Source organism: Pseudomonas sp. UBA6276 (genome assembly GCF_002438365.1).
GTDB classification, from domain to species: domain Bacteria; phylum Pseudomonadota; class Gammaproteobacteria; order Pseudomonadales; family Pseudomonadaceae; genus Aquipseudomonas; species Aquipseudomonas coleopterorum.
The window spans coordinates 1-22,154 of the sequence record NZ_DJUS01000043.1 but is presented as its reverse complement, the minus strand read 5'-3'; the positions used below and the strand labels follow the sequence as shown (position 1 = coordinate 22,154).

Below are 22,154 nucleotides of genomic sequence, written 5' to 3'. Positions count from 1 at the left end.
CATGAACGATACCTTCGATCTGAACCGCTTCATCGACGCCCAGCGCGCCGTGTACCCCGATGTCCTCGAAGAACTGCGCAGTGGTCGCAAACGCAGCCATTGGATGTGGTTCATCTTTCCCCAATTGGCTGGCCTCGGTCATAGCGAGACGGCGCGCTTCTATGCGATCAGCGGCGCGGCCGAGGCAACGGCTTATCTGAACAATCCATTATTGGGTGCGCGCTTGCTCGAATGCACGCGCACGGTGCTGGAGCATTCCGGTCAGAGCGCCAAGGCGATGTTCGGCACCCCCGATGACATGAAGTTGCGCTCGTGCATGACCTTGTTTGCCAGCGTGGCGCCAGAGCAGGTGTGCTTCCAGCAAGTGTTGGAGCGGTTTCTCGACGGCGAGAGCGATGCGAGAACCATCGCGTTGCTGGAACAGCCCCTGTAGCAGCGGCGCGAGCCGCGTCACGGGCCGCGCGGTGTGCATGATGTAACGCAGTGAGGCCGGACGCGGCTTGCGCCGCTGCTACGGGGGTGCGCGTTGTGTCTAGAAGTTGCAAATAATCGATAGCCTGCTTTGCTTTAACCAACGTTCCCTGTGCAAGGGGACCTCAACCGCACGCCTGCGAACGAGCCCATGACCGAGTCTGCCCAACCTGCAACGCCCTCTTCGTCCTCGATCACCCTGCAAATAATCTCCATCGTGTTCTACACGTTCATTGCCTTCATCTCCATCGGACTGCCCATCGCGGTGCTGCCCGGCTACGTGCACGACCAGTTGGGCTTCAGCGCGGTGGCCGCAGGCGTGGTGATCGGCGCGCAGTACCTGGCGACTCTGCTCAGCCGGCCCAGCGCCGGACGCATGGCCGACGCGCTGGGCACCAAGCGCACCATCGTCTATGGGCTGATCGGTATCGGCATCAGCGGAGCGCTGACGTTCGTCTCGGTGTTTCTGCACAGCGTGCCGCAGTGGAGCCTGGGCGTGCTGATCGCCGGGCGTGTGGTCCTCGGCCTGGCGCAGGGCGCCATCGGGGTGGGTACCAGCAGTTGGGGAATCAACCGCGTCGGCGCCGAACACATGGCCAAGGTGATTTCATGGAACGGCATCGCCTCCTACGGCGCCATCGCCATCGGCGCCCCGCTGGGCGTATTGATGGTGGCCTTCGCCGGGTTCTGGAGCCTGGGCGTTGCGCTCATGGCGCTGAGCGCTCTGGGCTTGTGGATGATCCGCGACACACCGGCGTCACCCGTGGTGCGGGGTGAGCGCATGCCGTTCTGGTCCGCCTTCGGCCGGGTTGCGCCCCATGGCATGAGCCTGATGCTGGCTTCGATCGGCTATGGCACCCTCACCACGTTCATTACCCTGTATTACGTGGAGCGCGGCTGGGAAGGCGCGGCCTGGTGCCTGACCGCCTTTGGCATCAGTTTCATCGCGGCTCGCCTGGTGTTCATCAATAGCATCAACCATTTGGGTGGCTCCACCGTGGCAATGGCCTGTATCGCCACCGAAGTGGTCGGGCTGGCCATGCTGTGGCTAGCGCCCTCGACGGTGTTTACCCTGGCGGGCGCGGCACTGGCCGGGTTGGGGTTGTCGCTGGTCTATCCAGCCTTGGGCGTGCTGGCCATCCACAAGGTGCCCGGCACCAGCCGGGGCGCAGGCCTGAGTGCGTTCGCTGTCTTCTTCGATTTGGCCTTGGCGATCGCCGGGCCGGTGATGGGCGCGGTGGCTGCCGGATTTGGCTATGGCTCGATCTTCGCTTTGGCGGCCGGCCTCTCCCTGATCGCCCTGGGGCTCACCGCGTGGCTGTCGCGACAGGATCAGTGATCGGCGGTCTGCAGGCCGGCGCGTGAAGGCCGACCCAGGGTGTGAGTGAAGAACTTGCCCGCCTCGTGAATAAGGTCGCGGTGGATACCTTCGCGGTCCACGCCGTCGGCATCGGTGCACAGCGCCGGCGAGGCGCTGCGCTGTTCGTCCGTGCACGGGGCCATGAACACGAAGTGACCGGCGCCGGGCAGCAGGCGGTAGTCGGTGTTGCCCGGCAGCTTGCGCGCCAGCGCTTCGGCATTCTTGTCGATGGCCACAAGCTGGTCATTGTCGCCGCTGTAGATCAGCGTAGGCAGATGGACTTCGGCCAGGGTCTGGCGGCCGAACATCAGGCTTAACGGCGCCATCAGCAGCAGTGCACGCACCCTTGGGTCGGCTTCGGGCGTCAGGTCATCACGATCGGCTTCCAGTTCCCCGCGGGTCTGGCAGGCATCGGCGTCGTAGGGTCGCTCTTCGCAGTATTTGCGCAGGCGCTGCAGGTCAGGTCGTGCACCGGACAGAATCAAGGCCGTTTCGCCCCCGGCCGAATAACCGATCACACCGACCGCATGGGTGTTCACGAAAGGCGACAGCATCGAATCACCCAGCGCTGCAGTAATGGCTTGGGAGATCTGTAGCGGCCGTCCGTAGAGATTGCTGAGTTTGCCCAACCGGCTGTGATCCTGGGCATTGTCGCCCGGGTGTACGACCGCTACCACGACGAAGCCCTTGCGGGTCAGCGCGGTGATCAGGTCGTGCAGCGCCAGCGGCGTGCCGGTATTGCCGTGGGACAGCATCAACAGCGGGAACCGACCGATGGCGACTGCTGCGTCCTGCTGCGCGTCGATGCTGTAGCCGCCCAGACGCGCCGGATGTGTGCGGTCCTGGGTCGGATAGAAGGCATAGGCGTGCATCGGCTGATCGTCGAGTGGGTCGTTGAAGGTCAGCAGGTGATAGCCCACCTTCCAGCGGGCGTGAGGATTCGCTTGAGCCTGCACCGAAAGCAGGCTCAACAGCAGCAGAGAAACGATTACTGCACAACGACGGACCATCGCGGCGCTCTTCCTTGGCAAAACCTCGGGGGTAGGTTCTGACACAGCATAGGATGGGCCAAGTCACACCCCGGTTCCGTGAAATATTGTACAGACGGGCGCGCGACCCTCGCCGAGCTGAACCCTGACGGTGCCGGTCACTCTATGAAGTGCCCTGTGTGGCCAGATCGTTCGATCCAGGGCCGCACTTTTCTCACTGAAAAGGACTCCAGCATGAGCACCCGCTCGCTCTTCTCGCCACGCCGCACCGCGCGCACTCCAGTGCTGTGCCTGGCCGCCCTGGCCATGGCCGGATGCGCCGGCAACAACAGCGCATCCAAGGTGGACGCGCCCGGCGCCCCGACCACGGCCCTGACCAAAACCCTCGACGCGGGCGCCAATGCGCTGCAGTCACGTCCGCCGATCAACGAGTTGAACGCCTATCTGGACGGCTTTCATTTCTACAACGGACACCCCGGCGCGCAGATGGAAGCCCATCACTACTGCGCGATCCTCAACGAGGAAGTCATCCAGTGCGTCATTTATGACGGCAACGTCAAGGACGCCAAGCTGATGGGCGTTGAATACATCATCAGTGCCCGGCTTTTTGCTCAACTGCCCAAGGCCGAAAAAGCGTTATGGCACAGCCACGTTCACGAAGTGAAGTCTGGCCAGCTGATCGCGCCCGGCATCCCCGCGCCTGCCGAGCATGCCCTGATGGACAAGCTGGTGAACACCTACGGCAAGACCTGGCACACCTGGCACACCGATCTGGACAAGCAGCTGCCGTTGGGCGTGCCGCAACTGATGATGGGCTTCACAGGCGATGGACAGGTCGACCCGGCGTTGGTACGCGAGCGGGACAAGCGTTTCGGCATCGACAGCGCGGAGAAGAAACGGCAGCGTGCCGACATTCCAACACCCCAGATCGACCCCGGTGCAGACGCATGGAGCAAAGGCCAGATCATCCAGATCCAGGACCCGACCGGCAGTCGACACGCCCATTGAGGCGAAAACGGCACCACCGACCGATCCGGTTGAACTTGCCGAGCACGGTGACCCTCCCCTGTAGGACCTACCTTGATCAATGAGCCTACACATGGAAACGTCGATTTTCTGGACCGCCGCAGCGGTCATCGTGTTACTGCTCGATCTGTGGGCGCTGGCCAGCGTCTGGAAAAGCACCAAGAGTTCCGGCACGAAGATTGGCTGGACCGTACTGATTTTCATCTTTCCGCTGGTCGGGCTCGCCATCTGGGGCTTCGCCGGACCACGGGGCGTCGCCATTGCCCCGACGTCCGACGAGCACAGCAAGGGCTGAATGGCCACGCGCCACGTGCAATCCAGCGATGGATGCACATCCGATGAAACTGCTGCGTTCCGGCGGCAGTCACACTTTCACGGCCTGCAACGCTCAGTCCGCTTCATACCCTACACAAGGAATTGACCATGAAATCCAAATTCTACGCCGCTGCCCTCGCCCTTTCCGTCTCGCTCGCCAGCCATGGCGCCTTCGCCGCCTCCGATGATTTCGTCGAGGACGCCTCCGCCAAAGGCGTTGCCGAAGTCGAAGCAGGCAAGCTGGCGCTGGAAAAAGGCACCGCTGCGGACGTGAAAACCTTCGCCGACATGATGGTCAAGGATCACACTGCCGCCAACCAGAAGCTCAAGGCACTGGCTGACAAGAAGAACATCGATGTCTCGGACGATGCTGAGTTGCTGGACAAGGCCAAGGCGATGATTCTGGAACTGCGCTCGGCCAAGTCGTTCGACCAGGCCTATGCCAACAACCAGGTCAAGGCGCATGAAGCGACCATCGAGATTTTCGAAGACGAAATCAAGAACGGTGAAGACGCAGAGCTCAAAGCATTCGCCACCGAGACTCTGCCCAAGCTGAAAGCCCACCTGGTAGAGGCCAAGAAGCTGGCCGCTGCCCACGGTGGTTCCGCTGCGCACTAAGTGCTCAGCCAAAGCGCGCAACACCCGATGCCCCCGCACACTGTGCGGGGGCATTTTTCATGGGGAAAGGCTTGAGGCCAGGGTCAGAACGTAAGGCCCAGGTGCTGCCCGGCAAAGATGACCTGATCGAACCAGAACGCCTGGTGCAGCGCAACGATCAGCCAGAACACCAGTTGATAGGAAACCTTGCGCGTCTTGTGCCGGAACAGTTGCTGGGCGATGAGTGCGCCTGGCCAGCCGCCCAGCAGTTCGGCGCCGTGCAACAGTTTTTCCGGGGTGCGCTGGCCCTGCCCCTGGGCCTGGCGCTTGTCGTGCCAGTACAAGCCCACCGTCAGCAGGCTCATCAGTGCATAGACCGCCAGCCCCGACGGGTGCCCGGCCATCGCCAAACGCAACACGCCGAGAAAAGGCAGCAAGCACAGTACGAAGAACACCGTGACTTTCAACGCCAGGAACTGTACCGGGCGTTGCTGCCCACTGCGCGGTCGCGCAGACGCCCGATCGGGCGCCGCATCAGCCTTGCGCACTGGACCAATCGATCCAGCCGAACTGCCAGGTCGCCAGGATGATCAGGCCGAAGGCAATGCGGTACCAGGCGAACACGGCGTAGCTGTGGGTGGCGATGAACTTGAGCAGGCCGCGCACCGCGATCATGGCGAAGATGAACGACACCACGAAGCCCAGCGCGAACACCGGGAAGTCGGCCGGCTGAAACAGGTGATGAAACTTGTAGCCCGAGTACACCGCGGCACCGACCATGGTCGGCATGGCCAGGAAGAACGAGAACTCGGTGGCGGTCTTGCGCGACAGACCGAACAGCAGACCGCCGATGATGGTCGAGCCCGAGCGCGAGGTCCCTGGAATCATCGCCAGACACTGTGCGAAACCGACCTTGAGGGCATCGCTCCAGCGCATGTCGTCGACGTGGTGCACACGCACGGCATGTTCGCGCTTCTCGGCCCAGAGCATGATGAAACCACCCAGTACCAGAGCGACCGCCACGGTGATGGGGTTGAATAGGTATTCGTGGATCTTGTCGGCGAAAATCACCCCCAGCACGACCGCCGGCAGAAAGCCGATGAACAGGTTCAGGGTAAAGCGCTGGGCGTTGCGTTGAGTCGGCAAGCCAGTGATCACTTCGAGGATCTTGCGACGGAATTCCCATACCACCGCCAATATCGCACCCAGCTGGATGATGATATTGAAGGCCATGGCCCGTTCGCCGCCGAAACCGATCAGGTCGGCCACGATGATCTGGTGGCCGGTGCTGGAAATGGGCAGGAACTCGGTCAAGCCTTCCACGATGCCTAGAATCAGCGCCTGCATGGCGGTCCAAAAATCCATCATTCCCCCAATTGGACCCGCGCCTGGCGTGGTCCTGTCTGTTTAATAGAACTCATTGCCGTCGGGCCCCGCGATGCTAACAGAGCAGCTTGTGCAAATCCGCACGCGAGCGTCGGTGAGTGTTGGTTGAGTTGAAGTTTCATCTTTGCAGCGGGTGTATCGCGCAAGACGCGCGCAGTATCGGCGGCGCAGGTTACAATCCCGACTTTGCATGCATCGCATGCACCTGCCTGAGATTGTCCATGTCGCCTTTGGAATTGTTCGCCGCCACGCTGGGCGTGATCGCGGTGTGGTTGACCGTGAAGCAGAATTGGCTGTGCTGGCCGATCGGCCTGGTCATGGTGCTGATCTATTCGTACGTGTTCTACGACTACAAGCTGTACTCCAACATGCTGTTGCAGGTGGTGTACGCCGGCGTCCAGGTGTACGGCTGGTGGCAGTGGACCCGTGGCGATGGGACCGCCGTGGGCCCAGCGGTGACCCGCTTGGCGCCCAGACCTCTGCTGGGTGGGCTGGCCATCGGCTTGGTGGCGGGCCTGGCCCTGGGCGCGGCGATGGCTACCTGGAGCGATGCCAGCCAGCCGTGGCTGGACGCGTTGCTCACCGGCTTCAGCCTGGTGGCGCAGTGGTGGATGGCCAACAAGCGCGTGCAATGCTGGCCGCTGTGGATCGTGCTGGATGCCATTTTCGTCGGTCTGTTCGTCCATCAGGGCCTGTACCTGACGGCTGCACTGTATGGCCTGTTCCTGATGCTGGCCGTTCACGGCTGGCACCAGTGGCGCAACAGCGAAGCGGTGTCGCGATGAAAGTGGTTGTGCTGTGCGGGCCGGAGTCGTCGGGCAAGAGCTGGCTGGCCGAACGCATGCGCGTGCGTTTGGGCGCCGTGGTCGTGGGCGAATACGTGCGGCATTTCATCGACCGAGAGCAGCGCGACACCTGCTATGCCGACATCGACACCATCGCCCGTGGTCAGCTGGCCTGGGAGGATGCCGCTCGCCGCAGCCAGCCCGCACTGTTGCTGCTCGACACGCACCTGCTGAGCAACCTGCTGTGGAGCCGCACCCTCTTCGACGACTGCCCGGCGTGGCTTGAGCCAGCGCTGCTGGAGCGCCACTACGATGCCCACCTGTTGCTCTCGCCCGAAGGCGTCGAATGGTCCGCGGACGGCCAGCGCTGCCAGCCTGACCTGGCTCAACGGCAAACCTTTTTTCGGCAAAGCCAGGCGTGGCTGCAGGCCCACGCGCTGCCCTGCACCGTCATCAGCGGTGACTGGCAGGCGCGCGAAGCGCAGGTGCTGGCGAGCATTCGACATGTTCTGGATCAACCCTAGCGTGCAATCAGCGCATGTGATGTTTGTGCAGCAGGCGGTAGAGCGTCGGGCGTGAAACGCCGAGCACCCTGGCCGCCGTGCTCAGGTTGCCGCCGTGGCGCAGCAGCACATCGCCCAGCGCCTGACGCTCGGCCCGGTGCTTGTAGTCGTTCAGCGTGCCCATCGGCGCGGTGACCAGGGTTTCGATACCCAGCCCCAGGTCGATGGCTTCGATCTGATTGCCGGGGGCCAGCGCCTGCGCCTGGCGAATCCGGTTCGCCAGCTCGCGGACGTTGCCCGGCCAGTCGTGCTCACCCATGGCAATAAGCGCCTCTTGACTGAAGGGACGATGACGTCGGCCGTTCTCGCGGCTGTAGCGTTGCGCGAAATGGTTGGCCAGCATGGCCAGGTCGCCATAGCGTTCGCGCAAGGGCACCGCGACGATCTCCAGCACGTTGAGTCGATAGTAGAGGTCTTCGCGCAGCTGTCCCCGGCTCATGGCCAGCGTCAGATCGGTGTCGCTGGTGGCCAGCACCCGAACGTCCACTTCACCTGCAGCCTTGCGCTGGAGAAAGCGCAGCAGTTGCTCCTGAACGTCCAGCGGCAAGTCCTGCACCTGTTGCAGCAGCAAGGTTCCGCGATCGGCAGCCTGCAGCACGCTGCCGGACAGCGGATGCACATTGCTCTGCCCGCAGCCGGGCGCGAACAACGGCGTCTGGCCCGGACGATGGGTGCGAGCCTGGCAGTCGAACACGATGAATGGCTGCTGCCTACGCGGGGACTGCTGGTGCAGCGCACGCGCAATCAGCTGCTTGCCGGTGCCCGCCTCGCCGTGGATCAGAACCGGGGAGTCGGTGGCGGCGAATTTGCTGATGAGCTTGTACAGGTCGCGCATGGGCTGACTATCGCCCAACAGTCCGCAAGGCTCGCAGGGGTAGGCATTCGAATTCACAGGCATGGCCTTTCCTTGCATGGACGTGCTCGGGAAAATACATCAAAAACAGCGGGTTGCAACTTACGTCAAAATGGTAACGGAAAATTGACGTTTAACCCCCGCCAAGGCTTCAGCACGGACCCTTGACGCCAGATAGGGGCGTCAGCCGTACGTCTCGCGGACAGCCAGCGGCGCCGGTGTACAATCGCCGCTTTTGGTCAGGCAAGGGATTGGAAATGCAGGCGTTCGATTGGCATCGTGTGCTGCTGGGTGAAGTCAACATGGGCTTTCTCGGCGAGGTGGTCGCCCGCACGCTGATGGCCTATGTGGTGGTCTTCCTGTTCCTCAAGATCGCCGGGCGACGGGGGGTGCGCCAGCTTTCGCTGTTCGAGCTGGTGGTGATCCTGACGCTGGGCTCGGCGGCAGGCGACGTGACCTTCTATGAAGACGTGCCCATCCTGCCAGTACTGGTGGTGTTCGTGGCGATGATCATCTTCTATCGCCTGACCACCTTTCTGACCGAACGCAGCGGTCGCTTCGGCGAATGGCTGGAAGGCAAACCGTTTTTGATCATTCGCGACGGCGTGTTCGAACTCAAGGCGCTGCAGAGCGGCAACATCACCCACGCCGAGTTCCTGATGGAACTGCGCCTGCGCGGCGTCGAGCACCTGGGGCAGGTGCGCCTGGGCATTCTGGAGGTCAATGGCGATGTCAGCCTGTACTTCCACGAGCGCGAAGACGTCAAGCCGGGGCTGTCGATCCTGCCGCCCGAGCATCGTGTGTCGCTGACCAAGGTCGACCGTGAAGACCTGTATGCCTGCGAATACTGCGGTCACCTGGAAACCCTGCGCGATCAGCAGGCACTGCCCTGCCCTCGCTGTGACAATCCTGTATGGAGCAAGGCCCTGAGCAACCCCCGGGCCAGCTGAGGCTAGGCCCGTGGCAGATCTTCCAGATGCCGGTACTCGGCGTTCAACGCCGATGCCAGGGTGCGGGCCCGACCCAACCGGATCGGCCCCCGCTCCATGTCCACCAGCAACGCCGGGCAAGCCAGTGGCGCCACGCCGTCCAGCGACTTGAGGCGCCCGTCGGTGAACACCAGGCAGCGCTGGGCTTCCTCGGGATAGCGTCGCCCGCGTTGCTCCAGCCAGTCACGGGCCTGATCCAGCGCCGCCAGCAGCGGCGTGCCGCCACCGGCGCCCAGCTCGGCGAGCCAGGGTTGCAGGGCTGCCGAGGCTTTCAGGCCGTGGCATTGCCAGATCGGTCCGCTGCCACTGGCGGTCAACAACGCCAGTCGTGCGCGCTGCCGGTAGGCATCGTCGAAGACCTGCGCCAGGACACCCTTGGCCTCGGCCAAAGCGCCGTGCCGGCGGGTCGAGGCAGAGGCGTCGACCACCACCAGCCACAGTTGCTGCGCCGCGCTGCGACGTTGCTGCCAGCGCAGGTCATCGCGCTGGCGCGGTCGGCCTTGCAGCAGCGTGGCCGGCCAGTCCACCGTACCGGCCGATGCCGCGCGCGCCGCACCCTGTCGCCCTTGTTCGAGGTGGCCCTTGCCAGGCCGAGCATCCGCCGGGCGCGGACGGATGCTCAGGGCTTTTTTGGCCAGCTCGGTACGCTGCGGCGTTCACCTACCGGAACGGCCTGGGCAGGCATGTTGCCCCACTGGCCCTGGCCCGGATCGGAAGGTTGCGCGGCGCTCGCAGCGGGCGGCGGCGGCGCTGGCTGCGACTCCGGCTGGCGCGGGGCCTGGCGGCGATGGCGCAGGGCGAACTCGGCCACTGCTTCGACGTCCTCGTCGAGAATCTGCTCCGCCCCCCGCCAGGCGGCGTGGGCTCTTGCTGCGCGCAGCCAGACCAGGTCGGCACGCAAGCCATCCACGCCCTCGGCGAAACAACGGGTGGTGATGGCTTCCAGCGCCTGATCGCACAGCGGGATCGATTCGAGGCGTTCCCGCGCCTGCTGGCAGCGCAGCCGCAGCGCTGACTGGGCTGGGGCCCATTGCTCACAGAAGCCTTGAGGGTCGCTGTCGAAGGCCAGGCGACGGCGGATGATCTGGCCACGTTCGGCGGGCGCCGGCTGGCCGTCCAGGGCGATGTTCAAACCGAATCGGTCGAGCAACTGCGGGCGCAACTCCCCTTCCTCCGGGTTCATGGTGCCGATGAGCACGAATCGCGCGGGATGAGCATGGGAAATACCGTCACGTTCGATGCGGTTGACGCCACTGGCGGCAACGTCCAGCAGCAGGTCGACCAGATGGTCGGCGAGCAGGTTGACCTCATCGACGTACAGCACGCCGCCGTCGGCCTTTGCCAGCACACCGGGCGAAAAGCGTGCACGGCCTTCACCCAAAGCGGCTTCCAGATCCAGCGTACCCACCAGGCGGTCTTCACTGGCACCCAGGGGCAATGTCACCAACTGACCATCGGCAAGCAGGTCGGCCAAGCCGCGCGCCAGCGTGCTCTTGGCCATGCCCCGCGGCCCTTCGATCAGCACCCCGCCGATGCGCGGGTCGATGGCGGCCAGGCACAGCGCCAGCTTCAGCGAATCGGCGGCCACCACGGCGGCCAGCGGAAAGTGCACGGTGTCGGTCATTGCAGGGTTCTCTTCAGGCATCTTCTTCGGTATCCAGCAGCAGGTCTTCCACGGCCTGGCGGTAGTCACCGGGCTCGGCCCACAGGCCACGTTGCTGAGCCTCGAGCAGGCGTTCGGCCATGTCGCGCAGGGCCGAAGGGTTGTGCTGCTGCAGGAAGCCACGGGTGTCCGGGTCGAGCAGGTAGGCGTCGGTGAGCAAGGCGTACTGATGGTCGTCGATCAGGTGGGTGGTGGCATCGAAGGCAAACAGGTTGTCGACCGTCGCAGCGAGTTCGAAGGCGCCTTTGTAGCCATGTCGCTTGACCCCTTCGATCCACTTGGGATTGGCCGCACGGGCGCGCACCACCCGATTCAGCTCTTCCTTCAGGGTGCGCACGCGTGGCACGTCGGGTTGGCTGTGGTCGCCGTGGTAGCTGGCCGTCGTCTGTCCGCTCAGGGTTTCCACGGCGGCGAGCATGCCGCCCTGGAACTGGTAGTAGTCGTTGGAATCGAGCAGGTCATGCTCGCGGTTGTCCTGGTTCTGCAGCACCGCCTGGACCTGACCCAGGCGCCGCGCGAACGGCGCGCGTGCGGCGGTGCCTTCGTCATCCGCGCCATAGGCATAGGCACCCCAGTTCAGGTAAGCCTCGGCGAGGTCCTCGCGGGTCTGCCACAGGCGGCCGTCGATGGCACCCTGCACACCAGCGCCGTAGGCGCCCGGCTTGGCGCCGAAGATGCGCCAGCCCGCCTCGCGGGCGGCCTGCTCGGCCGAGACACCCTCGGCCAGCAACTGAGCCTGTTCGCTGCGAACCTTGGCCGCCAGGGGGTTGAGGTCGTCGGGCTCGTCCAGCGCAGCCACTGCCTGCACCGCTGCATCGAACAGGCGCAGCAGATTGGCGAAGGCATCGCGGAAGAAGCCGGACACCCGCAGGGTCACGTCCACCCGCGGGCGGTCGAGCAGGCTGAGCGGCAGAATCTCGAAATCGTCCACGCGCTGACTGCCGGTGGCCCACACCGGCCGCACGCCCATCAGGGCCATGGCCTGAGCGATGTCGTCGCCACCGGTGCGCATGGTTGCCGTGCCCCACACCGACAGGCCCAGCTGACGCAGGTGGTCGCCATGGTCCTGCAGGTGCCGCTCCAGGATCAGGTTGGCCGAGGCGAAGCCGATCCGCCAGGCGGTGGTGGTCGGCAGGTTGCGCACGTCCACGGAAAAGAAGTTGCGCCCCGTGGGCAACACGTCGAGACGGCCACGGCTGGGCGCCCCGCTCGGCCCGGCTGGCACGAAGCGGCCTGCCAGGGCGGCGAGCAGCCCGTGCATCTCGGCCGGCCCGCAGGCATCCAGGCGCGGCGCCACGGTGTCGCGCAGGTGACCGAGAATGAGCTGCACGTCATCGAAGCCATCACCCAGCTCGAGCGGGCCGTCCAGCGCGCGTTCGATCAACAGTGCGGCGTACAGCTCGAGCCGTTCGCGGCTGTCGCCGGCGCTGCGCCACGGTTCGGCGGTCAGCTCGGCCAAGGCTGCGGGCCGCGGCCCGCTCCAAGGGGCGCCGAGATCGCAGTCGAGCGGGTCGAAGCCCAGCGCGAAGGCCTTGGCCAAGGCGCGCAGCAGGCTGGCCTGAGCGCCCTGGCCGTTGCCGCGTGGGATGCGCAGCAATGCCAGCAGGGTATCGGCGCGCAGACGGCCCTGGGGCGACTCGCCGAACACGTGCAGACCGTCGCGAATCTGCGACTCCTTCAGATCGCACAGGAAGGTGTCCAGGCGCGGCAGCCAATCCGCCGGCTCGGCCCCTTCGGCCATCTGCAGCTCGTGGTCTATGCGGGTCTCGCGCACCAACGCCAGAATGTCCTTCTCCAACGCCTGGGCGCGGCGCGGATCGAGCATCTGCGCGTCGTAGTATTCGTCGGCCAGCAGTTCCAGGTCGCGCAGCGGTCCGTAGGTTTCGGCGCGGGTCAGCGGTGGCATCAGGTGGTCGATGATCACCGCCTGGGTGCGGCGCTTGGCCTGGGCGCCCTCGCCCGGATCGTTGACGATGAACGGATAGATGTTGGGCATCGGCCCCAGTATCGCGTCGGGCCAGCACTGTTCGGAGAGGCCCACACCCTTGCCCGGCAACCACTCCAGGTTGCCGTGCTTGCCGACATGGATCAGCGCATCGGCGCCGTAGGTGTGGCGCAGCCAGAAATAGAACGCCAGGTAGCCATGGGGCGGCACCAGGTCGGGGTCGTGATAGACCGCGCTGACGTCCACCTGGTAGCCACGGGCCGGTTGGATGCCGACGAAGGTCAGGCCCATGCGCAGACCGGCGATCATCATCCGGCCATTGCGGAACATCGGATCGGCTGCCGGCTCGCCCCAGCGTTCGCGGACGGCGGCCTGATTGGCTTCGGGCAGCAAGGCGAACGCGGCCAGGTAATCGTCCAGCGCCATGCTCTGGGCACAGGGGCGCAGGTCCAGCTGTTCCAGGTCGTTGGTCACGCCACCGAGCAAGGCGTGGATCAAGGCCGTGCCGCTGTCGGGCAGATCGGCGACCGGGTAACCCTGCTGCTGCATTGCGCGCAGGATGTTCAGCGCCGCCGCCGGGGTATCCAGGCCGACGCCGTTACCGATGCGCCCATCGCGGGTCGGGTAGTTCGCCAGCACCAGGGCGACGCGCTTGTCGGCATTGGGCAGGCGCGCCAGGGCGGCCCACTTGCGCGCCAGTTCGGCGACGAAATCCATGCGCTCGACATTGGCGCGGTAGCACACCACGTCGCTCTGGCTGCGCTCGTTGTGCCAGGCCAGGTCCTTGAAGCTGATGGCGCGACTGATGATGCGCCCGTCCAGCTCCGGCAAGGCGATGTGCATGGCCAGGTCGCGCGCACCCAGGCCTTGGGCGTTGGCCTGCCACAGCGCCTGGTTGTCCTGGGCGCAGATGGCCTGGATCACCGGAATGTCACGGCGAAACGGGCGCAGGTGCGGGGTTTCGGGGCTGGACTGGGCGAAGCCGGTGGTGTTGAGGATGATCGCGGCATCCACTTCGTCCATCCACGCCTGGACCTGCTCAAGGCACGCCGCTTCCTTGAGGCTGGCCACGGCGATCGGCAACGGGTTGAGCCCGGCCGCCTGCAGCCTGGCACAGAAGGTGTCGACGAAACCGGTGTTGGCCGCCTGCAGGTGGGAGCGATAGAACAGCAACGGCACTACAGGCCAGTGCGCTTGCCACTGCGCCTGCCAGTGAGCCAGATCGGCGGTTGGTTGCGCCGGATGGTAGATGACCGTGCGTGGCAGGGCCTGAGGCGCCTCGCAGGGTTCGGCGCGTCCGAACCAGGTATTACCGAGGTAGCCGAACAGGTTGCGCGCGTTCTCCATGCCGCCCTGGCGCAGGTACTGCCACAGGCGGTCGGCCTGCTCGGCAGGCACCGTACAGCGCTCGGCCAGTTCGGGATCGGGGCGATCGCAACCCGGTACCAGGATCACCTGCACGCCCTGCTCGGCCAGTTGCATCAACTGCTCGACGCCGTAGCGCCAGTAGCCGATGCCGCCGTGCAGGGAAATCAGGATGACCTTGGCGTGGCGCAGCACCTGGTCGACGTAGAGGTCGACCGAGGCATGGTTCTGCACCTGCATGGGGTTGGCCAGGCGCAGGCTGGGGTAGTCCGTCGGCAGATGCTCGCTGGCCTCGGCGAGCAGCGCCAGGTGCGAATCACCGCTGCAGAGAATCACCAGTTCGGCAGGCGTCTGGCCGAGGTCGGCGATGCTGTCGTCCGGCACGAAGCCGCCCGGCTGGGTTCTCAGCAGGTGCATGGGTCAGGCTTCCAGAGCCGCGCGCAGTTGCGCTTGCAGCGGCTGCGCGTCGAGGTCCTGGCCGATCAATACCAGGCGCGTGCTGCGTGCTTCGTCAGTGGCCCAGGCGCGATCGAAGTGCTTGTCGAAACGCGTACCCACGCCCTGGATCAGCAGGCGCATCGGTTTGCCCGGAATCGCCGCAAAGCCCTTGACCCGCAGGATGCCGTGTTGAACCACGGCGGCGTTGAGCGCCTGTAGCAGCTTGGCCTCCTCGGCCTGGGGCAGCTCGATGGAGATCGAGTCGAAGGCGTCGTGGTCATGATCGTCGTGATCGTCACCTTCGTGATGGTCATGATGGGTCTTGCGTGCGTCGATGTGCTGCTCCGACTCGGCGCCCAGGCCCAGCAGCACCGCCAGAGGCAAGCGACCGCTGCTGGCTTCGACCACCTTGACCGCGGCCGGCAGTTCTTCGGCCACCTCGGCGCGCACGGCGGCCAGGGTCTGGGCATCGATCAGGTCGGCCTTGTTGAGGATTACCAGGTCGGCGCTGGCCAATTGGTCGGAGAACAGCTCGTGCAGCGGCGACTCGTGGTCCAGGTTGGGATCGAGCTTGCGCTGGGCGTCGACCTGGTCGGGGAATGCAGCAAAGGTACCGGCCGCCACTGCCGGGCTGTCGACCACGGTGATCACCGCATCGACCGTGCAGGCGCTGCGGATTTCCGGCCACTGGAAGGCCTGGACCAGCGGCTTGGGCAAGGCCAGCCCGCTGGTTTCGATGAGAATGTGGTCAAGGTCGGCGCGGCGAGCGACCAGCTCGCGCATGACCGGGAAGAATTCTTCCTGAACCGTGCAACACAGGCAGCCGTTGGCCAGCTCGTAGACGCGGCCGTTCGCTTCCTCTTCGCTGCAGCCGATGGTGCACTGCTTGAGGATCTCGCCGTCGATGCCCAGCTCGCCGAATTCGTTGACGATCACGGCAATGCGCCGGCCCTGGGCGTTGTCGAGCATGTGCCGCAGCAAGGTGGTTTTGCCCGAGCCGAGGAAGCCGGTGACGATGGTGACAGGTAGTTTGGACAGCGTTTTCATCGGGTCGCCCTGATTGCACGGCAGGGCACGAGACGAGCGCCGTTACGGCAGGCGCCGGCATTCGTCACCGGATCACCCCGCCCGGTTGAATAGGAAAGAACGGCGAGGCAGGTCTCCTGGCTCGTGATGCCGGCCCTGCGGGCCGAGGCTGCAGCGCCTTCCCGCGAATGGTCGCAGTGGCCTTGGCGCAGCCTTCATCACTTACAGTTGCGGGGGCAGCCGCGGCTTGGACCGCGTTCCCGTCTTAGCTCTGCCGGGCAGAGAACCTCGAACGCGCAAGGCTAACACAGGGCACGGGATGTGTCAGTGACGCGGCTCAGACCCGATAGCGCACGTGCGGTCGACCGTCGGCCAGACTGACTTCGGCGTGCACGCCGTAGACCTCGGCGATCAGGCCCTCGGTCAGGACCTGGGCCGGTGCGCCGCTGGCCACCAGGCGCCCGTCCTTGAGGACCACCAGCACGTCACAGAACATGGCTGCCAGGTTCAGGTCGTGGATCGCCATCACGCAGGTCAGCGGTAGGTCCTGGATCAGGTGCAACAGTTCGAGTTGATGCTGGATATCGAGGTGGTTGGTTGGCTCGTCGAGCAGCAGTTCGCTGGGCTGCTGGGCCAGGGCGCGGGCGATCTGCACCCGCTGCCGTTCGCCACCGGACAAGGTGTGCCAGCGCCGCTGCGCGTGGCCGCCCAGGTTGACCTGAGCCAGTGCCTGGGCAATGGCCCGATCGTCTTCGCGCAGCCACGGTGCGAACGGCGAGCGATGGGGCGTACGACCCAGGCGCACGACCTCCTCCACGCGAATGTCCACCTCGGTGCTGGCATGCTGCTCCACCATCGCCACTTGCCGGGCGATGGTGCGCCGCGCCAGGTCGGCCAGGGGCTGATCGTCGAGGCTGACCTGGCCCTGGCTGGGGCGGTCCAGCCCGGCCAGCAGGCGCAGCAGCGACGACTTGCCCGAGCCGTTCGGGCCGATCAGCCCGACCAGGCTGCCAGGGGTGATGGCCAGGCTGACGTCGTCGAGAATCAGCAGCCCACCGGCCTTCCAGCTGACGTGGTGCAGTTGCAGGCTCATGCTCGACGCCTCGCCCGGTACAGGATCAAGGCAAACGCCGGGGCGCCGACCAAGGCCGTGACCACGCCGATGGGCAATACCTGGCCTGGCACGATGATGCGCGCGACGATGTCGGCCAGCACCATGAAATTGGCGCCGATCAGCACCGAGGCGAGCAACAGCCGAACATGGCTCGGACCCACCAGAAAGCGGGCAATGTGCGGTACTACCAGACCGACGAAGCCCACCGCACCGACGATGCTGACCAGGGTAGCGGTGATCAGCGCGGTGGTTGCAAACAACACCAGCCGCACCGCCACCACGGGCACGCCCAGGGTGGCGGCGGCGTCTTCACCGAACACGAAGGCATCCAGCGCTCGGGCAAAGTACAAGCACACCAGCAAACCTGCACCCACTACCGCCGCAGCCAGGCCAACATCGGGCCAGCGCACCCCGCCCAGGCTGCCGAGCAACCAGAACATCACGCTGCGGGCCTGTTCGGCATTGGCCGAGGTCGAAACGATATACGCGGTCAGTGCATTGAACAGCTGCGATCCGGCCACCCCGGCGAGAATCACCTGGGCCGGACCGCTGCGGGCGCCCGCAGCCAGCAGCAGCACCAAGCCGAACGCCAGTGCGGCGCCGAGAAAAGCGCCCAGGGAAATACCGATCACGCCGCCGCCCAGGCCCAGCAGCATGATCATCACTGCGCCGGTCGATGCGCCGGCAGAGATGCCCAGCACATAGGGTTCGGCCAGCACGTTGCGCAACAGCGCCTGCAGCACTGCGCCACAGATCGCCAGACCGGCACCACAACAGGCGGCCACCAGGGCGCGGCTCAGGCGGTACTCCCAGATGATTCCCTGGACGATACGCGGCACCGCATGGTCGCCCAGACCGAGGCCGTTGAGCAGTGCCTTGCCGACCGTGCCCAGGTCGATACCCATCTCCCCTACCGATACCGCCAGGGCGATCGATACGCTCAGCGTGGCCAGGGCCAGCACAGCCAGCAGGCAGCGCCAGATCCAGCCATCTTCACGGGCCAGGCGCTGGATCAAGGGGCGGCCCGTGTACGCTCGAGGCCCGCCGCGATGTCTTCCACCGCGCGCACCACATCCATGGACGGATTCAGCGACTGGGCATCGACGACGATGATGCGGTCGTTGCGTACCGCATCCAGCTCACGGGTCACCGGGTCGCTGCGCAGGAAGGCCAGCTTCTTCTCGACATCGTCGGCCGGATACAGTCGACGTTGCATGCGGGCGACGACGATCACGTCGGGATTGCTGGCGGCGATGCTTTCCCAGCTCACGCCAGGCCACTCCTCGTCGCTGTCGACGATGTTGCGCAAACCCAGCAGACGATTGATGTAGCCCGGCGCGCCGTTCTTGCCGGCTACCCACGGGTCCCCTTCCAGGCGCGTGCTGGAGAACCAGTACACCACTGACAAGGGTTTCTGCCCGGTGCGCGCGGCGCGCTCGGTGGCGGCCTGGATGCGCGCCTGCAACTGGGCGGTCAAATGCTCACCGGCAGGCTCGACGTCGAAAATGGTTGCCAGCTCGCGAATTTCCTTGTTCACCAGGTCCATCGAGAACATCTGACTGCGACTGCCGTCGGCATTGGACGTAGCGGTAACCTGCTTGCCGTCGCAGTCGCTGGGCGATACGTACGACGGGATGCCGAGACTGGCCAGCTGCTCGGGCTTGGCGACTTCACCGTTGGGGCCGACATGGTAGGTGTACTGCGCGACCACGATGTCGGGCGCGGTATTGGCCACGGCTTCGAAGCTGGGCGCATTGTCGGCCAGGCGCGGCACCTTGGCATTGTCGGCGCGCAGGTGCTCGGGCAGCGGCCCGAACCAGACCCCGGTGCCGACCATGCGCGGTGCCAAGCCCAGTGACAACAGAATCTCCGTGCTCGCCTGACCCAGGCTGACCGCGCGCTGTGGCGCCGCCTGGATAGTCACCGGCGCTCCACAGTTGGGCAGGGTCAGGGGATAGTGGGTGGCGGCGAGGCTGGCACCGGCGGCGAACAGACCGACGACAGCGACGCTGGCGTGGGCAAAGACGGCAGAAAAACGCATGGCAACTCCTTGGATGGCGCGTCCAACAGGTTCAGGAAAATCCCAGGGGCAAGGTCTGGCTGACGACATGTAACATGCCGATCACAGTGGCGCGACCGCGCCGGATTCGAACCGGCTTCCTGCACTGGGCGAAGACAAACGGCGCTGACGGTAGGCGACCCGTCGGCAAAGATCAAATGGTTTAGCCCCGACCAGGGGGTGCAACCGCCTTGGCCGCCCTAGGGCGCGCCGTCGCTCGGCGGATCCGTGCGGTCCTGCTCGACCACATAACCGGTGTCGATGCTGACCACGACCGACATGCCGGGCCGCAGCCGTTGCGCTGCGGCCTGGTCCGGATCCACGGTGATGCGCACCGGAATCCGCTGGGCGATCTTGACGAAGTTGCCGGTGGCGTTGTCGGCCTGCAACAGGCTGAATTCCGAACCTGTCGCCGGCGATATGCGCTGCACGTGCCCGCGCAGTCGCAGGTGATTGAGCGCGTCCACGGTGAAGGTCACCGGCTGGCCGATGCGCACGTTGGCCATCTGGGTTTCCTTCATGTTGGCCACTACCCACAGCGTGTCGGGGACCAGCGCCATCAATTGCGCCCCGGAGTTGACGTAGGCGCCCAGACGCACGCCGATCTGTCCCAACTGGCCGTCGCGCGGCGCTACGATGCGGGTGTTGTCCAGATCGATGCGGGCCAGTTCCACGGCGGCCTCGGCGTTGGTCACGTTGGCTTCCAGCGAGTCGCGGTTGACGATCACCGTCTGCAGGTCTTCGCGCGCAATCGCCAGCGCGGCCTTGGCCTGCGCCACTGACGCCAGCGCCTGGGCATTGGCGGCTCGGGTCACATCCAGCTCGCGGCGCGACACCGAACCATCGCTGATCAGGTCCTGGTTGCGGCGCAGGTCCGCGGCGCCCTTGCGAGCCTGGGCTTCACTGTCGACGACCGCCGCCTGGCGCTGGGCGATAGTGGCTTCGGCACTGCGGCGCTGTTGCAGGTTGTTGGCCAGTGCGGTTTTCTGCACCTGCACCTGGGCCAGCGCCTGGTTCAAGCGTTGCCTATAGATGCGGTCGTCCAGACGCACCAACAGGTCGCCGGCTTTGACGAACTGGAAGTCCTGCACGGGCACTTCGTACACATAGCCCGCCAGTTGCGGCCCGATGATCGTCACCTGGCCCCGCACCAGCGCGTTCTCGGTGCTTTCGATGTGGCTGCTGAACGGTGGCAGCTGCCAGGCATACAGCACGATCGCCACACCCACCAGCGCCACGCTGGCGAAGATCAGGCTGGACAGTACCCGCACCCGTCGCGAGCGCGGTTCGGTGGCTGCCGGATTGGGCGGCGGAGTCTGGCCTTCGGGCGTGGCGGCGATGGCGTTGGTGGTCGTGGACGTCGGTTCGGTCATGAAGTGCTGGCGCCGCTGGTGGATACAGTAGGTGTCGCGGCGGTGGTGACCGCCCGGGTAGTGCTCATCAGCCACAGGCTGCGTACGAAGATCCACAGCATGGTCAGTACGGCAATGATGCAGATCAGCATGAAGACATCGTTATAGGCCATGACGTTCGCCTCGCGGGTGGCGGCGGTGGCCAGGGCGCGGGTGCCTAGAGTCGTGCGCAACGCGGGGTCGGCGATGCTCGCCATGTAGCTTGCGGCGGAGCCGCTGATGCGCGCTTGGACCAGCGGATCCAGCAACGTCAGGTGCTCGACGATCATGCTTGAGTGGTATTTCTCGCGCACGATCTGGAACGTACCCAGCAACGCCGCGCCGATCAATCCGCCGAGGTTGTTGCAGATACCGAAGAGAACCGAGAAGCTCACCAGGTTGCGCGGATTGGTCAGCACGTGGCGCATGCCCAGCACCATGGTCGGTCCCAGGAAAAACGTGCCGCCAAAACCCAGCAGGAACTGGCTCAGGTACATGTTGGCCGGACGCGTCAGGTTGCTGGAGAAACTGTCCATCGCCGAGCCCACGGCCATCAGGGCCAGGGCGATGATCAGCGGCATGAACAGATGCTCCGGGTTGATCGTCCAGGCGCTCACGGCCAGCCCGGCCACTGCGCCACAGAGCATCACCACATAAAGGGTACGCATCTGCTCCTGGCCCATGTTCAGCACCTGCAATAGCCCTACCGCGCCGGTGGACTGCTCCGACAGCACCATGCGCGTGAGAATCACCGCCAGGGCCAGGCGGATGGCGACGCCGCTGCCCAGCCAGCGGGTCATCAGCATCGGGTTGCTGCGATTGTGCTCCACGGCCAGCCCACCGAGGATCAGTACGATCGCCCCTGCCGACGCCCAGCCGATCCAGTCCGCCTCCAGCCACCAGTCGATCCGCCCCAGCGACAGCACGGCGCAGAGCAAGGCGATACCGGTCGCCAGGATGGCGAAAATCAGGAAATCCAGCGGTTCGAAGGTCTTGAAGCGGTCGCCCGGCGGCAGCTTGAGCAGGAACACGCAGCCCAGGGTCAGCAGCGCCATGCCCAGCTCGAACAGATACAGGCCGCGCCACTCGGCGATCTGCAGCAAGTCTTCGGAGAATACCCGAGCCAGTGGCAGCGCCAGTTGCGAGGTACCCAGGCCCAGCACCAGGGCCTTGAGCCGCCACTTGGCGGGAAAGGCCTGGATCATGTAGTACAGTCCCAGCGAACTCAGCGCCGCGCCGACCATGCCGTGTGCGGCCCGCACGGCGATGGCCGACGCGAGATCGTTGACGAACAGGTGGCCGAAGGTCACCAGGGCATAGAGCACCAGAAACAGTTCGGTGAAGGTGCGCAGCCCGAATTGCTGGCGAAACTTGACCAGCAGCAGGTTCATCGACACGTTGGTCATCACGTAGGCGGCCGGCAGCCAGGCCATCTCTGCGGCCGTGGCGCCGAGCGCGCCCTGCAGAAATTGCAGGTTCGCCACCACCAGTGAGTTGCCCAGGCCACCGGTCAGGGCCACCAGCAAGCCCACGATGCCGAACGCAAGGCGCTTGGGAGTCGAATGCAAGGGCGTCGAGGGCGAGCCCGGCAGGTTCGGCTTTTCGTGGGGCAGCCAGTCGCGGCTCGTGTAGCGGGACATGCGGTGGCCTTGGCAGGTGGCGAACGGAACGTTGGAAAGGGTGCGCTAGGGTCTGTGTGAAAAGTCTTGAGACGAAGGTCAGGCAAGGCGAAAACAGCCGAGGAAGCGGAGTTTACGGGTTGTAAATGAGCATTCCGAGGCTGTTTTCAACGCAGCATCACCGAGTATCAAGGCTTTTC

21 protein-coding genes and 1 riboswitch are annotated in these 22,154 nt (G+C 65.1%); of the genes, 8 read left to right on the top strand and 13 right to left on the bottom strand.

Going from position 1 to position 22,154, the window contains the following annotated elements:
• Nucleotide 1: 1 nt before the first annotated feature.
• Together B2V21_RS04855 and B2V21_RS04850 are read left to right on the top strand one after the other, a co-directional pair.
• Nucleotides 2-433, top strand: a complete 432-nt coding sequence (locus tag B2V21_RS04855) for a DUF1810 domain-containing protein (RefSeq protein WP_286916175.1) — start codon at nt 2-4, stop codon at nt 431-433.
• 189 nt (nt 434-622) lie between these two features.
• Entirely contained in the window at nt 623-1,810 is a 1,188-nt protein-coding gene (locus tag B2V21_RS04850; protein WP_286916174.1) for an MFS transporter, read from the top strand.
• On the opposite strand, the gene B2V21_RS04845 is transcribed toward B2V21_RS04850, so the two are convergent.
• Nucleotides 1,804-2,841: an alpha/beta hydrolase family protein gene (locus B2V21_RS04845; protein ID WP_286916173.1), complete on the bottom strand. Its 1,038-nt coding sequence runs from the start codon at nt 2,839-2,841 to the stop codon at nt 1,804-1,806. The two genes, B2V21_RS04850 and B2V21_RS04845, sit on opposite strands and share 7 nt — an antisense overlap.
• Nucleotides 2,842-3,126: 285 nt before the next feature.
• Here B2V21_RS04845 and B2V21_RS04840 point away from each other — a divergent pair, with 285 nt between their 5' ends.
• From B2V21_RS04840 to B2V21_RS04830, 3 genes are all read left to right on the top strand, one after another.
• Nucleotides 3,127-3,828: an OBAP family protein gene (locus B2V21_RS04840; protein WP_286916182.1), complete on the top strand. Its 702-nt coding sequence runs from the start codon at nt 3,127-3,129 to the stop codon at nt 3,826-3,828.
• A 91-nt stretch (nt 3,829-3,919) separates the two neighbouring features.
• A complete protein-coding gene (locus tag B2V21_RS04835; RefSeq protein WP_049859611.1) occupies nt 3,920-4,141 on the top strand; it encodes a PLD nuclease N-terminal domain-containing protein in 222 nt (73 codons plus the stop codon).
• Between the two features lie 128 nt (nt 4,142-4,269).
• Nucleotides 4,270-4,779, top strand: a complete 510-nt coding sequence (locus B2V21_RS04830; protein WP_056842692.1) for a DUF4142 domain-containing protein — start codon at nt 4,270-4,272, stop codon at nt 4,777-4,779.
• 83 nt (nt 4,780-4,862) lie between these two features.
• Here B2V21_RS04830 and B2V21_RS04825 read toward each other — a convergent pair whose 3' ends face one another.
• Both B2V21_RS04825 and B2V21_RS04820 read right to left on the bottom strand, forming a co-directional pair.
• Nucleotides 4,863-5,306: a DUF1294 domain-containing protein gene (locus B2V21_RS04825; protein WP_376787060.1), complete on the bottom strand. Its 444-nt coding sequence runs from the start codon at nt 5,304-5,306 to the stop codon at nt 4,863-4,865.
• Nucleotides 5,293-6,123, bottom strand: coding sequence for an undecaprenyl-diphosphate phosphatase (locus B2V21_RS04820; RefSeq protein WP_056843411.1), 831 nt, complete (start codon nt 6,121-6,123; stop codon nt 5,293-5,295). The genes B2V21_RS04825 and B2V21_RS04820 overlap by 14 nt, the downstream gene beginning before the upstream one ends.
• 242 nt (nt 6,124-6,365) lie before the next feature.
• On the opposite strand from B2V21_RS04820, the gene pnuC reads away from it, so the two are divergent.
• A complete protein-coding gene (gene pnuC, locus B2V21_RS04815; protein WP_122742257.1) occupies nt 6,366-6,929 on the top strand; it encodes a nicotinamide riboside transporter PnuC in 564 nt (187 codons plus the stop codon).
• Nucleotides 6,926-7,453, top strand: a complete 528-nt coding sequence (locus B2V21_RS04810) for an AAA family ATPase (protein WP_286916172.1) — start codon at nt 6,926-6,928, stop codon at nt 7,451-7,453. Before pnuC ends, B2V21_RS04810 begins: the two co-directional genes overlap by 4 nt.
• 7 nt (nt 7,454-7,460) lie before the next feature.
• Here the strand turns inward: B2V21_RS04810 and B2V21_RS04805 are convergent, their stop codons facing one another.
• Nucleotides 7,461-8,390 carry a sigma 54-interacting transcriptional regulator gene (locus tag B2V21_RS04805; RefSeq protein WP_240050075.1) on the bottom strand — a complete coding sequence of 310 codons (930 nt, stop codon included), beginning with the start codon at nt 8,388-8,390 and terminating at the stop codon, nt 7,461-7,463.
• A 212-nt stretch (nt 8,391-8,602) separates the two neighbouring features.
• Here B2V21_RS04805 and B2V21_RS04800 point away from each other — a divergent pair, with 212 nt between their 5' ends.
• Nucleotides 8,603-9,295, top strand: coding sequence for a DUF421 domain-containing protein (locus B2V21_RS04800; protein ID WP_192068470.1), 693 nt, complete (start codon nt 8,603-8,605; stop codon nt 9,293-9,295).
• 2 nt (nt 9,296-9,297) lie between these two features.
• Here B2V21_RS04800 and B2V21_RS04795 read toward each other — a convergent pair whose 3' ends face one another.
• The 9 genes from B2V21_RS04795 to B2V21_RS04755 form a co-directional block, all read right to left on the bottom strand.
• Nucleotides 9,298-9,951, bottom strand: a complete 654-nt coding sequence (locus tag B2V21_RS04795; RefSeq protein WP_286916180.1) for a vWA domain-containing protein — start codon at nt 9,949-9,951, stop codon at nt 9,298-9,300.
• Nucleotides 9,952-9,953: 2 nt separating this feature from the next.
• Nucleotides 9,954-10,958 carry an ATP-binding protein gene (locus B2V21_RS04790; protein WP_286916171.1) on the bottom strand — a complete coding sequence of 335 codons (1,005 nt, stop codon included), beginning with the start codon at nt 10,956-10,958 and terminating at the stop codon, nt 9,954-9,956.
• A 13-nt stretch (nt 10,959-10,971) separates the two neighbouring features.
• On the bottom strand, nt 10,972-14,724 hold the full coding sequence (gene cobN, locus B2V21_RS04785; protein WP_286916170.1) for a cobaltochelatase subunit CobN: 3,753 nt from the start codon (nt 14,722-14,724) through the stop codon (nt 10,972-10,974).
• A 3-nt stretch (nt 14,725-14,727) separates the two neighbouring features.
• Nucleotides 14,728-15,792 (bottom strand): cobalamin biosynthesis protein CobW, encoded by a 1,065-nt coding sequence (gene cobW, locus B2V21_RS04780; RefSeq protein ID WP_286916169.1) that lies wholly within the window; start codon nt 15,790-15,792, stop codon nt 14,728-14,730.
• An 89-nt stretch (nt 15,793-15,881) separates the two neighbouring features.
• Nucleotides 15,882-16,077: riboswitch (cobalamin riboswitch) on the bottom strand.
• A 31-nt stretch (nt 16,078-16,108) separates the two neighbouring features.
• Nucleotides 16,109-16,864, bottom strand: coding sequence for an ABC transporter ATP-binding protein (locus B2V21_RS04775; RefSeq protein WP_090358267.1), 756 nt, complete (start codon nt 16,862-16,864; stop codon nt 16,109-16,111).
• Nucleotides 16,861-17,901: a FecCD family ABC transporter permease gene (locus B2V21_RS04770; protein ID WP_286916168.1), complete on the bottom strand. Its 1,041-nt coding sequence runs from the start codon at nt 17,899-17,901 to the stop codon at nt 16,861-16,863. The genes B2V21_RS04775 and B2V21_RS04770 overlap by 4 nt, the downstream gene beginning before the upstream one ends.
• Entirely contained in the window at nt 17,898-18,926 is a 1,029-nt protein-coding gene (locus B2V21_RS04765; protein ID WP_286916167.1) for an ABC transporter substrate-binding protein, read from the bottom strand. The genes B2V21_RS04770 and B2V21_RS04765 overlap by 4 nt, the downstream gene beginning before the upstream one ends.
• A gap of 218 nt (nt 18,927-19,144) precedes the next feature.
• Nucleotides 19,145-20,317, bottom strand: coding sequence for an HlyD family secretion protein (locus B2V21_RS04760; protein WP_122742267.1), 1,173 nt, complete (start codon nt 20,315-20,317; stop codon nt 19,145-19,147).
• A complete protein-coding gene (locus tag B2V21_RS04755; protein WP_134722377.1) occupies nt 20,314-21,975 on the bottom strand; it encodes an MFS transporter in 1,662 nt (553 codons plus the stop codon). Before B2V21_RS04755 ends, B2V21_RS04760 begins: the two co-directional genes overlap by 4 nt.
• Nucleotides 21,976-22,154 lie beyond the last annotated feature (179 nt).

Excerpts from the sequence above, each read along its gene's own strand:
- pnuC (WP_122742257.1), top strand. The coding sequence starts at position 6,366 with ATGTCGCCTTTGGAATTGTTCGCCGCCACGCTGGGCGTGATCGCGGTG.
- B2V21_RS04765 (WP_286916167.1), bottom strand. The coding sequence starts at position 18,926 with ATGCGTTTTTCTGCCGTCTTTGCCCACGCCAGCGTCGCTGTCGTCGGT.
- cobN (WP_286916170.1), bottom strand. The coding sequence starts at position 14,724 with ATGCACCTGCTGAGAACCCAGCCGGGCGGCTTCGTGCCGGACGACAGC.
- B2V21_RS04835 (WP_049859611.1), top strand. The coding sequence starts at position 3,920 with ATGGAAACGTCGATTTTCTGGACCGCCGCAGCGGTCATCGTGTTACTG.
- B2V21_RS04830 (WP_056842692.1), top strand. The coding sequence starts at position 4,270 with ATGAAATCCAAATTCTACGCCGCTGCCCTCGCCCTTTCCGTCTCGCTC.
- B2V21_RS04855 (WP_286916175.1), top strand. The coding sequence starts at position 2 with ATGAACGATACCTTCGATCTGAACCGCTTCATCGACGCCCAGCGCGCC.
- cobW (WP_286916169.1), bottom strand. The coding sequence starts at position 15,792 with ATGAAAACGCTGTCCAAACTACCTGTCACCATCGTCACCGGCTTCCTC.
- B2V21_RS04840 (WP_286916182.1), top strand. The coding sequence starts at position 3,127 with ATGGCCGGATGCGCCGGCAACAACAGCGCATCCAAGGTGGACGCGCCC.
- B2V21_RS04850 (WP_286916174.1), top strand. The coding sequence starts at position 623 with ATGACCGAGTCTGCCCAACCTGCAACGCCCTCTTCGTCCTCGATCACC.
- B2V21_RS04800 (WP_192068470.1), top strand. The coding sequence starts at position 8,603 with ATGCAGGCGTTCGATTGGCATCGTGTGCTGCTGGGTGAAGTCAACATG.
- B2V21_RS04820 (WP_056843411.1), bottom strand. The coding sequence starts at position 6,123 with ATGGATTTTTGGACCGCCATGCAGGCGCTGATTCTAGGCATCGTGGAA.
- B2V21_RS04805 (WP_240050075.1), bottom strand. The coding sequence starts at position 8,390 with ATGCCTGTGAATTCGAATGCCTACCCCTGCGAGCCTTGCGGACTGTTG.
- B2V21_RS04790 (WP_286916171.1), bottom strand. The coding sequence starts at position 10,958 with ATGACCGACACCGTGCACTTTCCGCTGGCCGCCGTGGTGGCCGCCGAT.
- B2V21_RS04810 (WP_286916172.1), top strand. The coding sequence starts at position 6,926 with ATGAAAGTGGTTGTGCTGTGCGGGCCGGAGTCGTCGGGCAAGAGCTGG.
- B2V21_RS04775 (WP_090358267.1), bottom strand. The coding sequence starts at position 16,864 with ATGAGCCTGCAACTGCACCACGTCAGCTGGAAGGCCGGTGGGCTGCTG.
- B2V21_RS04755 (WP_134722377.1), bottom strand. The coding sequence starts at position 21,975 with ATGTCCCGCTACACGAGCCGCGACTGGCTGCCCCACGAAAAGCCGAAC.
- B2V21_RS04845 (WP_286916173.1), bottom strand. The coding sequence starts at position 2,841 with ATGGTCCGTCGTTGTGCAGTAATCGTTTCTCTGCTGCTGTTGAGCCTG.
- B2V21_RS04760 (WP_122742267.1), bottom strand. The coding sequence starts at position 20,317 with ATGACCGAACCGACGTCCACGACCACCAACGCCATCGCCGCCACGCCC.